A 12,283-nucleotide genomic window follows, 5' to 3' on the forward strand; every position below is an offset into this window, starting at 1 on the left:
AGTCGTGGTTCCCGCTTGGGGCCGTCGTTTCGAAGCGACGGCCCCAAACGGGAACCACAACGCGTTTGGCCTCCTCTACAGCCAGGCGGGTGGTTGCGGCACCGACGCCGAGGTCCCGGCCGGGGGCTGCCCGCGGGGCCAGCCCCTGCCCAGCAGGAACGAGACGAGCTCTGCGGCCTCGCCCGTCAGTTCGACCGGTTCGGCGCTGAAAGCCGCGGCATCGCCGCAGGCCAGGAGGTAGTTCGCCAGTTCGGGGCGATCCGGTCGGTCGGTGATGTGCAGGAGGAAGTTCGCAGGTTCGGCGCGGGCCGCCCACACCGTTTCCACGTCGGTCAGCAGCCGGTCGATGGCGGCTGTGGGGAAGTCCAGGGCGGTCATCCCGATGTTGAGGTCAAGGGCATGCAGCAGGGCCTCGCGCGCCCGCATCCACGGAATCGCGGCTGCCATGATCGGCTCACCACGGCCGTTGAGCACCTGAGCATCCCAGGCGGGGGATTCGGGCTCGGGCAGGGCGGCGGCGAGTTCCACTGCGACCTCGTGGCTGATGCCGCGGACGTCCGAGACCTCGATCGTCGCCACACCCTCTTCGATCTCTGCATCGCGAACCGTGCGGGAGGGGTACATGGGGTTCTCCACACCCGTAGTCGCCCAATCGAGCAGCCGCATCAGGGCCTCGGCGTTGTTGATCATGTGCACGGCCACGTGCTTGCGGGTCCAGCCGGGTAGACCGGATTCGCCGTCCAAGACGTTGACCGTCAACTGGTCCAGGGTGCGCAGATAGAAGATCTCCCCGACTGCTCGCAGGTCCAGATCCCGCCGAATGTCCTCAATGCTCATGGGTCACAACTCTACGCCGACTGGCTCAGTTCATCCCACCGGCGAGCGGCAGGTAGTAGGCGGGACTGAGGATCGCCACGATCGCCCAGGCCAGCAGCCAGAGGTTCCGAGCCCGCAGTGCGACGATCACCGCGGCACCGGCGCCCAGCACCGGGGCCAGGACCCATCCGGTCGTGTCGTGTGACAGGGCGGCGATCCAGACGACCACGGCGCCCAGCAGCACCAGCATTGTGCAGATGCTCGAGGCCCCACGCGAATCGTGCAGCTTCCAACTCCACGCGGGATCGGGAACCGGCGCGGACCCGGGCGGGGTCACATCGGGAGCGGGCTCACTCATGGTCATCCTCCTCAGACCAGGCCGATCCACTTCCAGTAGGTGGCCGACAACACCACGACCAGCACATAGCCGATCACGGTCAGCGGGATGCCCGTCTTGAGGAACTGCTTGGCGGTGAAGGCGCCAGTGCCGTAGCCCAGCATGTTCTGCGGGGCGGACACCGGCAGCAGGAAGCCGAAGCTGATGACGAACTGCTGGATGATGACGAAGCCCAGCCCGCCCTGCGCACCGCCCGGGATCGAGGTGGCCAGCGCGATGAACACCGGGATCAGGGCCGAGCTCAGCGATGTGGCGGAGGCGAAGCCCAGGTGGATGAGGATCGTGAACAGGCTGACCAGTGCGATCATCGCCAGCATCGGCATGTTCGAGATCCCCAGTGCGCCGAAGGTCTTCTCCGACAGCCAGGTCGCGGCTCCCGTGTTCAGCAGCAGGCTGCCCAGCGAGATGCCGATCGCGAACACGATGAGCGTGCCCCAGTTGATGAGCTTCTCCACGGTCTTCCAGCTGAATACGCCGATCCGCGGGGTCAGCAGGATGCCGATGGCGATGAGCGTGGTGGTCGTCGAGTCGATGCCGTGCAGGTCCTCGGTCGCCCAGCAGGCCAGCAGCAGCACGGCCACGATGATCAGCCGGATCTCCTTGGCGCTCAGCGGTCCCAGTTCCTTCAGGTTCGCATCGATGACGGCGCGTCCGCCCTCGATCCGGTCGGTCTCGGGCTTGATCGCCCAGCGCATGACGAAGAACAGTGCGATCGACATGAGGATCGACCAGGGGGCGGCCCACAACAGCCACTGGCCCCAGGACACATTCGTGTGCATCTGATCCTGGATGAAGCCGATCGCCACCTGGTTCTGCGCGGCGGCGGTCTTGATGCCGACGTTCCAGATCGACACGGCCTGGACCGCCGTGATGATGAGCAGGGCGCCCAGTTTCGAGTTGGTGGCCATTCCGAAGGCCGCGACCATGCCGAGGAGAATCGGCACCACGGCGCCGGCGCGGGCGGTGGCGGACGGCACGAAGAAGGCCAGGATGATGGAGATGACGATCGCGCCGACCACGATGTGGCTGGTCTTCTCGCCGGCGAACTTGAGCACCAGCAGGGCCAGCCTCTTGTGCAGCCCGGTGGCCTGCATGGCGGCTGCCAGGGCCAGGGCGGCTGCGACCAGTGCCACGGCCGAGGACGCGAATCCTCCCAGCGCCAGTTTCAGCGAGGCAGCGGTTCCCATGGCGCCGGCACCCGGGTCGTCAACGGGTGGGGCGAAGGACACCATGATCGCGATCAGTCCCAGCACCATCACCGACGACACCGGGTAGCTCACGGCCTCGGTCACCCACATGATGACGGCGAAGGCCAGGATCGCCAGAGCCTGCTTGCCGGCCAGGGGCAGGTCGTCGCCGGTGGGCAGCAACAGGACTGCGATGAGTGCGGCGAAGGCCAGGAAGAACCAGCCGGTCTTGATATTCAGATGGGCCAGGAAACCCTCATGGTGGGAGGATTCCCTTCCCGCCAGTTCGCTGGCGACCGTTCCGCGTTCGTGCAGTGCCTGTTCCGCAAGCTTGCGGCCTCGTGCGATCTTCTTCAGCTTCGCCATGGGACTCTTCCTTTGTAGGGATGTTCGGCGCGTGTCCGGCGCCGGGGATGGCTGGTCTTCCGCCCACCAGCCTAGACGCGAAACGGGCGCCCCGAGGATATCGGAGCGCCCGTGGAACGGACCGTCTCAGCCGCAGCCGGACTCAGCCGAGCTCAGCCGACGACGGTGAGGATCTGTTCGTACAGGATCGTGCCCGCGTCGTTGTACACGACCACCGAGTACTGGCCCGGGTCGATGTTGAGCGCCTTGAGATTCATATCGGCCAGACCGTCATCGCCGGCGGCGGCCGAGGTCCCGGCCATGGGCTCGGGATCGCTCTGTGCGCTGCCCGGTGCGAAGTGCTCCAGCAGGCTGACGGTCAGGTGGTCGTCGTCCCCGCCGGCGGCCTGCGCCTTGACGTTGACGCCCTTGACGGCCAGGTCGTTCGTGGAGATCCGCGTGGTGTCCAGTGTGAACCGCGGGTCGGGCAGCGGCGAGGTCACCTCGAAGGAGGCCAGCTCGTGCCGGGTCCCGGAGGCGTCCTCGACGTAGACGTGGTTCTCGCCCCCGGAGATACCCGCGGCGTGCGGCGCATAGGTCACGGTCTTGGTGGGGGCGTCGGCGGTGAAGGTCACGGGGGTGGCGCTGTCAAGTGAGGTGGGCCCGGCAGCCACCGTGGTGAAGTAGGTGGCCCCGCGTTCGAGCCCGGAGAACGTCACCTTGAGCCCCTTGGCGGATTCCTCGCCGGTGAGTTTCGCGGTGGCGGGCACTGCCTTGACGCCCGAGACGTCGACCGCCGTCGTATCGTCGTGTCCGTCGGTGGCACCTGCGCTGGTCCCCGCCGGCGAGGTCGCATCCCCGGAGGCGCCGTCCGTCGGCTGGGCGGAGGGCTGGTCCGCCGGCGTCGTCGCCAGGTCCGAGTCACCCGCGGAGATGTCCACGGAGGCGGCTTTCTGTGCCGCGCTCTGTCCGGTCTGAGAGGTCAGCGCGGCGTCCGCCTGCGCGTTCGTGACCTGAGTGGTGGCCATGATGAGGCCCACGGCCAGAACGGCCGGTGCCAGAAGAACCCTTGCCCGCATGGATCTGCCTGCCTTCGTTCCGATGAGGAAGTCGAACGATGTACTGTGGATCTTCCAGACTACGCAGTCGTTCGGGGATCACAAGGATTTTTGTCGGCGAGTCCGAAGACTCCGCTCAGCGTGCATCACAGGAGCCCGCGGCAGGGCGTCCGCCGGCTATAGAATCCGCCAGTCCTCCAAGCGGATCTGGTGCTGCTGCTCGGCGGTCGGCACACGGATCGTGATTCCGGCCGGGACGACCTGCATCTTCAGATAGTCCGAGGCCCCCAGTGCGTCGCCGTCGACCTGCACCTCGATCTCCTCGTTCGCTTCGATCTCCACGGTCTTGCACCGCACGATCTCCGTGTGGATGCCCTTCTTCTGCTTGCCGGTGCCGATCGAGGCGAACACGCCCATCCACTGTGCCAGGTTCTTCGGCGTGATGAGCAGGACGTCCATCAGGCCGTCGGACAGGCTGGCGCCGGGCAGCAGTTCGATCCCGGCCTGCAGTTTGCCGGCGTTGCCGCCGACGATCGAGCGCACCCGGTAGGTTTTCGCGGGATTGTCGTCGAAGCTCACGGACACCTTGGTCCGGTCGCCGCCGAGCTTGCGGGAGCCCGCCTCCACATAGGCCAGCCAGCCGACCTTGGATTTCAGCGCCGGGTTCGTATCGGCCATAACCGCAGCGTCATAGCCCATCCCGGCCATCACCATGAACACGTGCTGTTTGGCATCCTCGTCCGGGCTGATCTGCGCGACCGCCACGTCCGTGGGCGCGTCCCCACCCCACAGAGCGATCCGCAGAGCCCATTCGGGGCGCTCCAGCACGATGTGCAGATTGCGCGCCAGCAGATTCCCCGTGCCCAGCGGAACGATCCCCATGGCGGGCCTGGTCTGCCCGTCCGCGAGCCCCGCGGTCACCAGGCCCTGCGCCACCGCGCGCACGGTGCCGTCGCCGCCCGCTGCGATCACCACGTCCACCCCGGCGGCCACAGCGGTGCGCGCCATGGCCGAACCGGAATCGTCGATCCGCGTCTCGATGATGAGCGGCGGCGCCCAGCCCTCCTGCCGGCAGATCGCGAAGGCGGTCGCCCGGAACGCCCGTGCGGCTGGCTTGGACGGGTTGAGGATGATCGCCGCCCGCTTGACGGGGATCGCCAATTCGGCCGAGGCCGTGGGACCGGCCGGGGCCTCGGCCTCGGAACCGTCTGCGCCGGGGGTGGTGCCCGGCTCGTGTCCGAGCACGGCACGGCGCGTGCGCGCGGTGCCGATCGCGACCCCAATGGCGATGCCGATGAGGAAGACGACCAGCAGCGCCACCGCGGTCAGCAGGAAGTTCTCGCCGAAGTCCATGGATCTCATTCTATGCGGTCACAGTGTGAAGCTGGGGTGGAGGTCCTTGAGCTTGATCATCCGCTTGGCGTTGCAGGCGATGACGCTGACGAGCATGCCCACGACACCGATCACCACCAGGCCCAGCAGGGCACTGGCGACCTGTCCCGGATCGCCGCCGGAGATCAGCGCGCGCAGGCCCTTGATCGCGTAGGTCATCGGCAGATAGGGCGCGATCGCCTGGAAGAAGCCCGGTCCCAGTTCCACCGGATAGGAGCCGGATCCCGCGCCCAGCTGCAGGATCAGCAGCACCAGGGCGAGCAGACGGCCGATCCCGCCGAACAGGATCACGCACATCTGGTGGATCGCATGGAAGGACGCCGTGACGATGATGCTGAACAGCAGGGTGGCGATCCAGCTGGCCGCCGTGAAGTCGAGGACGAACACCAGGAAGGCGTAGAGCACCGCGACCTGCAGACAGCCGAAGATCACCGCCGGCCACCAGCCCGACAGTGCGATCCGGTAGGACTTCGCGCTGGTCGCCAGGGCCCGGTAGGGGATCGCGCCCAGAACCATATAGGTGATCATGCCGCCGATCCACAGGCCGATGCTGATGAACATGGGGGCCATGCCCTCGCCGTAGAAGGCCACATGGTTCTTCGGCGTGTCATCGCCGGTCACCGGCAGGGCAACGGCCTTGGAGTGCGCATCGCGGGAGTCCTTATCGTAGGTCGGGACCTCTTTGGCGCCGTCGCGGATGCTCGTGGCCAGTTTCCCCGTGCCGTCGTCGATCTTGGTCGCGCCGTCGTGCAGTTGCCCCGCCCCGTCGGCCAGTTTGCCCGATGCCGTGTTCAGCTTGCCGGCGGCTGTATCGATCTTGCCGGCGGCCGCGTCGAGCTGGACCGAGCCCGAGGCCAGGGTCTGCGCGCCGTCTGCCGCGGTGCCGGTGGCGGTGTGCAGCTTGTCGGCCCCCTTGGCCAGGGTCACGGTGTTGGTGTGCAGTTTGCCGGCGCCGTCGGCTACGGTCCGTGCGCCGCCGGCCAGGGTGCCGATGCTCTTATCGGCGGCGTGGACCTTCCCGATCAGCTCATCGGCTTTGGCTGTGGTGTCCTTGCGTGCCTGCTTGGCCTTCTCGAAGCCCTTGGTCGCCCGGTCGTGGGCGTCGTCCAGGTCCTTGCCCACGCTCTGGGCGCTCTCCACAAGTTTCTTGACCTGGGGGTCGTCCGGGTACTTCTTCTGCAGGGCCCGCAGCTGCTCGGTGATATCGCCCTTGACCTTGTGGTGGGCGTCGTCCAGGTCGTCGGCCGCCCGGTCGATCACCGGCACGGTATTGTCCACCAGGGTGTCGGCGCGGTCCTTGAACTCATCGGCCTTCTGCGTCGCGGCATCCGCGGTGTCGCTGAGCTTGTCGGCGCCCGAGGCGACCTTCTTAGCTCCCGTGGTCAGGTCACCTGCGCCATCGGCCAGCTTGCCCGAGCCGTCGGCCAGGGTGCCGGATGCATCGTCGATCTTGCCGATCCCGGTCGCCAGACTCTTGGCCCCGGTGACCGCCTTGCCGGTCGCATCGTGCAGCTGACCGGTGCCGTCGACCAGTTGCCCCGCGCCATCGTGCAGCTGGCCCGCCCCATCGGCCAGGGTGTCCGAGGACGTGGCCAGCTTGGCCGCGCCTTCATGGACGGTGTCCGCCCCGTCCGCGGCCTTGACCATGTTCTTGTGGATGTCGTTGAAGCCCACATAGACCTGGTCGACGTACTTGGCGGTGGTCGTCTCGTTGAGGTTCTCACGCACCTGGCCCAGCACCACCGAGGCGATCTTGCCGGTCAGATAGTTGTTCGCGTCATTGGTCTGGATCTTCAGCTCTGTGCGCTCGGGATCGTCGCCGGCTGTCGACGTCAGTTCGCGCGAGAAGTTCGCGGGGATGGTCAGCACCGCAGCGTACTTCCCGGAGTCGAGGCCGTCCGCGGCCCTGTCCACATCGGTGGTCTTCCAGGTGAATCCGGCATCGGCGTCCTCACCGGTGAGTTTTTCGGTCAGCTCCCGGCCGGCGTCCAGCTTGGGGTCCTGCGCGCCCTCGTCCAGGTTCACCACGGCGGCGTCCAAGCGGTCGGAGTTGCCCGTGGGGTCCCAGTTGGCCCACAGGTAGATGCCGCCGTAGACGGTCGGGATGAGGATGACGGTCAGCAGCGCCAACTGGGTGAGCAAGTGGCGGCGGAACCGGGTGATTTCCAGCAGTGGCAATGAGAACATAAGGGCTCTTCGGTGTTTTCTCGGTGTTTCGAGGCTGTGCGGGGGTCAGTCGGCGCTTAGGCGGACGGGGACCAGGGGCGGCGGGGTCAGGCCCTGGGCGAGGACGCGCTCGCGCGCCTCGGCCAGTTCCGAGGCGTCCTCGCAACTGACGATGAAGGTGGGCGCCGGAAGTGCTGTTCGGTCCGTGGGAGAGGTGGCGTCCGGATCCGCGATGCCCAGCAATTCCATTCCGGCCAGCACGTACATCCAGGCGCGCTGGCGGTCTTCGCGCCGCCGCAGCAGATCGATGTCGTCGACTGCGACGACCTGTGGATGGGCGAACAGGGCCAGCGCCAGGCCCAGCAGGAAGCGGTCCAGATCGGACAGGTCTCCCACATAGGACTTGGCGGGGAAGGTGCCGGTGGCCACGCGCGAGGCCGTGCGCGCCTCGGGTGTCCCGGGTTCCGGTTGGATTGCCGCGGACACCCGGGCCGAGACCCTGCGCATCACCTCGAGTGCCCTGGCCACGTGTTGTTTGGAGGCGAAGGGCTTGTACCAGGGCTGGTACATGATGATGCGTTCTGCCACGTGGTGTTCGATCGTCAGGTTGTCGTCGAGGTCGGTGACGTCCTTGACCGGTCCCAGGGACGCGATGCTGCGGACCCGCCGGGGCTGCTTGGCCACGTCGATGCCGGCTACGGTGGCGTGGCCGTGGGTGAACTTCATCCGTCCGGTCAGGGACAGCAACAACGCGGTCTTGCCAGTGCCCTCGGGGCCGATGATGACGAGCATGCCGCCGGCCGGGACCTGCGCGTCGACGTGTTCGAACACGGGGGACTTGCCCCGCATGCCCAGGTCCTCGGCGTTGATCATGGGTTCGGGTTCCGGTGAGCCCTGTGGTTCCGAGGCGGCCTGTGGTTCCGGGCCCGCCTGCGATTCCGTGGCGACTGGGTCGGGGCCGGGCGCCATGGCCTCCACGGTGGGCAGGGGTTCGGTGTGATCCGACACGGTGGGCATCTCCTCGGAACGGTCGGCGGCAGGGGCATTCATCATCATAACCGGTGCTTTACAAATGTAAAGAGTGTTTTTGTGCACGTCCGGATGTCCGCGTGTCGGTGCTCGCGTTCGTCCCACCGGCCCGCATCAAGTCGGATAGTCCGAGGGCCCGCAACCTTTCGGTTGCGGGCCCTCGGCTCAAACCCTGTCAGGGCGCGCTGCCCGGCACGGGTGCTGCTGGTGTGCTCAGTGCTGCGTCTTGCGGCGCCGGGTCACCATGATGCTCGCCCCGCCGACCAACAGCAGGATGGAACCCGCAACCACTGCGCCCAGCTCGGCGCCACCGGTCTGCGGCAGTTCCGAGCTGCCATTGCCCGAACCGTTGTCATTCGAACCGTTATCGCCCGAGCCGGTGCCGTTGTCGCCAGAGCCATTGTCGTCCGAGTCGTCTCCGCCGCCGGCATTGGGATCACCGGCGGTTACGGTGAAGCCGGATTTCAGTGCCTTGCCGTGTTCGGGGACGGCCTTGACGGTGTATTCGCCGACATAGGCGCTGGGGTTGCTTGCGCTGACACCGTAGACGACCCAGCGGGCCGTGCCGTTCTCATCGGCGGCCACTGTGCGGTCCAGGCCGGTGACGCTGCCGCCCTTGGGGGTGACCGTGAACTTCACGTCGGTGCCCGGCTTCAGGTTCGTGACCGACAGGCGGACGCCCTTCTTCTCGTTGACGAAGTTCTTCGCGGAGATCTTCTTCGGATCGACGGTCAGCTTGGCGTCCTTCACGGGGGCCTGCGTGGTTTCCGTGGGGGTGGCCGTCGCCGTCTGCGTGGGGGTCCCGGTGGCGGTCTGCGAGGGTGTCGCCGAATCCGTAGGGGTCGCAGTGTCCGTCGGGGAGGCGGTGTCCGAAGGAGTCTCCGTAGCCGTCGCCGTTTCGGTGGCGGTGGCCTCCGGTGCGGGGGAGGTGGTTTCGGGGTCGCTGCTTTCGTCGGTGCCTGGCGTGGATGTCTCATCCTCAGCCGGGGCGTTCGTAGAGGTTGTTGTGGACTCGGGGGAGTCGCTGGTCGCGGCGAAGGCGGAGGTGCCGGAAAGGGCGATGGCGCCGGCCGCGAGAACTGCTGCGGGAGCGAGGATCAGTTTCTTCATGCCAGGTGACTTCCTTCAAGACAGCGTAGAACGTTTGACCCGCTCCACCTTGACCTTTAAGTCTGCCTCATACGAACCTGTGTGTCAACTGAGTTCGCTCTGTCAAGTTGCTGATTGGTGGTGGCCTCGGGCCCCAGGATCCGGAGTCCCCATGTGTTGGAGCCACCGGCTACTCTGTATATGTGATCGATCTACAGCAGTTGCGTGAGTTCCCGGACAAGTTCAAGGCCAGCCAGCGTGCCCGCGGGGCAGACGAATCGCTGGTCGATCAGATCCTCGCGGCCGATTCGGCCAAGCGTGCGACCCTGACCGAATTCGAAGAGGCCCGTGCCGAACAGAAGGCCTTCGGCAAGACGGTCGCCCAGGAGAAGGACAAGGCGAAGAAGGCCGAACTGGTCAAGGAAGCCAAGGGCCTGTCCGACCGGGTCAAGGCCCTGCAGGCGGATTCCGACGATGCCGCCAACACCTTCGACGCGCTCATCGCCAAGCTGCCCAACCTGATCGTCGACGGAGTCCCCTCCGGCGGTGAGGAGATGTCGGTGACCCTGCGGCTGGAGGGCACCCCGCGTGACTTCGCAGCCGAGGGCTTCACTCCGGCCGACCACCTGGAGATCGGCGAACGCCTGCACGCGATCGACACCCAGCGCGGCGCCAAGGTATCCGGCGCCCGCTTCCACTATCTGACCGGTTTCGGTGCACGGCTCGAACTGGCACTGCTGACCATGGCCTGGGACGTGGCCCAGAAGGCGGGCTTCACTCCCGTCATCACCCCCACCCTGGTCAAGCCGGAGATCATGGCCGGTACCGGGTTCATGGGCGAACACGCGGATGAGATCTACCGTCTGGAGGCCGACAACCTGTACCTGGTCGGCACCTCCGAAGTAGCCCTGGCCGGCTACTACAAGGACGAGATCATCGACCTGTCCGGCGGCCCCATCCGGATGGGCGGCTGGTCCAGCTGCTACCGCCGCGAGGCCGGTTCCTACGGCAAGGACACCCGTGGCATCATCCGCGTCCACCAGTTCCAGAAGGTGGAGATGTTCGCCTATGTCCACCAGGACCAGGCGGAGGCCGAACACGCGCGCATGCTCGGCCTGCAGGAGGAAATGCTCAACAAGTGCGAGCTGCCCTACCGGGTGCTCGACATCGCCGCCGGCGATCTGGGCGATTCCGCGGCCCGCAAGTTCGACTGCGAGGCCTGGGTCCCCACACAGGACACCTACCGCGAACTGACCTCGACCTCGAACTGCACCACCTTCCAGGCCCGACGCCTGCACATTCGCGAACGCGATGCCGAAGGCCGCACCACCCCGGTCGCCACGCTCAACGGCACAATGGCCAACACCCGCTGGCTGGTTGCGATCCTGGAGAACCACCAGCAGGCCGACGGCTCCGTCCGCATTCCCGCGGCCCTGCAGCCGTACCTGGGCGGGATGACCGCCTATGGCCCGGAGGGGCCGCGCTACTGAACCGAACCGGTTCCGGACCGTGGCCGGAATGCCGGCCATGGCCTCGGCGTCGGTACCCCATGCCATGAACGAAACCGGAGGTTCCATGACCACGACGAGCACGGCCGCGGCCCAGGCCGCTGATGCAACCGCCCGATACCTGATCGGCCTGGACCTCGACGGGACCGTCGTCGACTACGACGGCGTTCTGCACGAAGAGGTCCGCGACTATCTGATGGGCCTGGCCGACGCCGGGCAGCACGTGGTGATCGCGACGGGGCGGGCGCCCGTGGGTGCTCTGGAGGTGGCCAACCGTCTGGAGCAGACGCGCGGCTACGTCATCAGCTCCAACGGCGCGGTCATCATGGAATTGGACCCGGCCACGGAGCTGGGCTGGAAGCCCGTGCACGTGGAGACCTTCGACCCGGCCAGCGCTCTGGAGCAGATGGAATCCGTCATGCCGACGGCCCTGTACATGGTCGAGGACGAGAACCTGGTGCGCTGGGCGTCCGAGGACTTCCCACGCGGCGACCTGACCGCCGGGGGCGACTACAACGTGGTGTCCTTCGAGGAGCTCAAGGCGAAGAAGGCCACCCGCATCGTGATGCGCGAACTGGGCGGGAGCCAGCCGGAGTTCGCGGAGGCGGTCAAGCGGATCGGCCTGCACGGGGTGACGTATTCGGTGGGCTGGAGCAACTGGCTGGACATCTCGCCGGAGGGGATCTCCAAGGCCTCGGCCCTGCAACGGGTCGCTGACCTGCTCGGCGTGGACCGGGCGCACACCGTGGCCGCGGGCGACGGTTCGAACGACGCCGAGATGCTCGATTGGGCCGGCCATGCGATCGTCATGGGCCAGGCCCGCGACGAGTTGAAGGAACTGGCCGATTTCGTCGCGCCCCCGGTGGAGGAACACGGCCTGGTCACCGGCCTGCGGAGCTTCCTGGGGTGATCCGGGCCGGGGCGACCTCCGGCCTCCGGTTCAGATCCGGGTGCCGGAGATCGTCATCTGCCCCATGGAGGTCTTCGCAGATGCGCTGAGTACATCGCCCTCGACCCGGCCGGTGATCTCGTACTCCAATGAGAACACGACGACCTTCTGCTTGCCGGAGATCGAGAAGTCGTCCCCGTCGAAGCGCCCGCCGGTGAAGGGCAGATCCATGGACTTGCCCGACTTGTTGCTGAAGGTGAGCTCGCCGCTGAGCTCTGTGCCCTCACTGGTCAGCGTCAGGACTCCGCGCTTGGGTCCCATCGGGGTGTCAGCGGTCAGCGTGTACTTGCCGTCGATCATGAGTGTGGGGGCTCCTTGTCTGTGGATCGTGTCCGTGGTCCGGATAG

General features: G+C 66.8%; 11 protein-coding genes. 2 read left to right on the forward strand and 9 right to left on the reverse strand.

Going from position 1 to position 12,283, the window contains the following annotated elements; all coding sequences use genetic code 11:
- Positions 1 to 75: 75 nt before the first annotated feature.
- The 8 genes from NQ038_RS00075 to NQ038_RS00110 form a co-directional block, all read right to left on the reverse strand.
- Positions 76 to 837 (reverse strand): maleylpyruvate isomerase family mycothiol-dependent enzyme, encoded by a 762-nt coding sequence (locus NQ038_RS00075; protein ID WP_257061325.1) that lies wholly within the window; start codon positions 835 to 837, stop codon positions 76 to 78.
- A 25-nt stretch (positions 838 to 862) separates the two neighbouring features.
- Positions 863 to 1,174 carry a hypothetical protein gene (locus tag NQ038_RS00080; RefSeq protein WP_257061327.1) on the reverse strand — a complete coding sequence of 104 codons (312 nt, stop codon included), beginning with the start codon at positions 1,172 to 1,174 and terminating at the stop codon, positions 863 to 865.
- Between the two features lie 11 nt (positions 1,175 to 1,185).
- Positions 1,186 to 2,766: an anion permease gene (locus tag NQ038_RS00085; RefSeq protein ID WP_257049369.1), complete on the reverse strand. Its 1,581-nt coding sequence runs from the start codon at positions 2,764 to 2,766 to the stop codon at positions 1,186 to 1,188.
- Between the two features lie 152 nt (positions 2,767 to 2,918).
- Complete coding sequence (locus NQ038_RS00090) at positions 2,919 to 3,824, reverse strand: hypothetical protein (RefSeq protein WP_257049368.1); 906 nt, start codon at positions 3,822 to 3,824, stop codon at positions 2,919 to 2,921.
- A 156-nt stretch (positions 3,825 to 3,980) separates the two neighbouring features.
- Positions 3,981 to 5,156: a diacylglycerol kinase family protein gene (locus NQ038_RS00095; protein ID WP_257049367.1), complete on the reverse strand. Its 1,176-nt coding sequence runs from the start codon at positions 5,154 to 5,156 to the stop codon at positions 3,981 to 3,983.
- Between the two features lie 18 nt (positions 5,157 to 5,174).
- Entirely contained in the window at positions 5,175 to 7,382 is a 2,208-nt protein-coding gene (locus NQ038_RS00100; protein ID WP_257049366.1) for a YhgE/Pip domain-containing protein, read from the reverse strand.
- Between the two features lie 45 nt (positions 7,383 to 7,427).
- Positions 7,428 to 8,417: an ATP-binding cassette domain-containing protein gene (locus NQ038_RS00105; protein WP_257061328.1), complete on the reverse strand. Its 990-nt coding sequence runs from the start codon at positions 8,415 to 8,417 to the stop codon at positions 7,428 to 7,430.
- A gap of 186 nt (positions 8,418 to 8,603) precedes the next feature.
- Positions 8,604 to 9,500: an LPXTG cell wall anchor domain-containing protein gene (locus NQ038_RS00110; protein WP_257061329.1), complete on the reverse strand. Its 897-nt coding sequence runs from the start codon at positions 9,498 to 9,500 to the stop codon at positions 8,604 to 8,606.
- 182 nt (positions 9,501 to 9,682) lie between these two features.
- On the opposite strand from NQ038_RS00110, the gene serS reads away from it, so the two are divergent.
- Both serS and NQ038_RS00120 read left to right on the forward strand, forming a co-directional pair.
- Positions 9,683 to 10,969 carry a serine--tRNA ligase gene (gene serS, locus NQ038_RS00115; protein ID WP_257061330.1) on the forward strand — a complete coding sequence of 429 codons (1,287 nt, stop codon included), beginning with the start codon at positions 9,683 to 9,685 and terminating at the stop codon, positions 10,967 to 10,969.
- A gap of 85 nt (positions 10,970 to 11,054) precedes the next feature.
- The gene (locus tag NQ038_RS00120) at positions 11,055 to 11,897 is read left to right on the forward strand and encodes an HAD family hydrolase (RefSeq protein ID WP_257061331.1); all 843 of its coding nucleotides are present in this window, start codon (positions 11,055 to 11,057) and stop codon (positions 11,895 to 11,897) included.
- A 30-nt stretch (positions 11,898 to 11,927) separates the two neighbouring features.
- Here the strand turns inward: NQ038_RS00120 and NQ038_RS00125 are convergent, their stop codons facing one another.
- Positions 11,928 to 12,236, reverse strand: coding sequence for a hypothetical protein (locus NQ038_RS00125; RefSeq protein ID WP_257061332.1), 309 nt, complete (start codon positions 12,234 to 12,236; stop codon positions 11,928 to 11,930).
- Between the last annotated feature and the right edge of the window lie 47 nt (positions 12,237 to 12,283).

The organism is Brevibacterium sp. 50QC2O2 (assembly GCF_024580675.1).
GTDB lineage: Bacteria > Actinomycetota > Actinomycetes > Actinomycetales > Brevibacteriaceae > Brevibacterium > Brevibacterium moorei.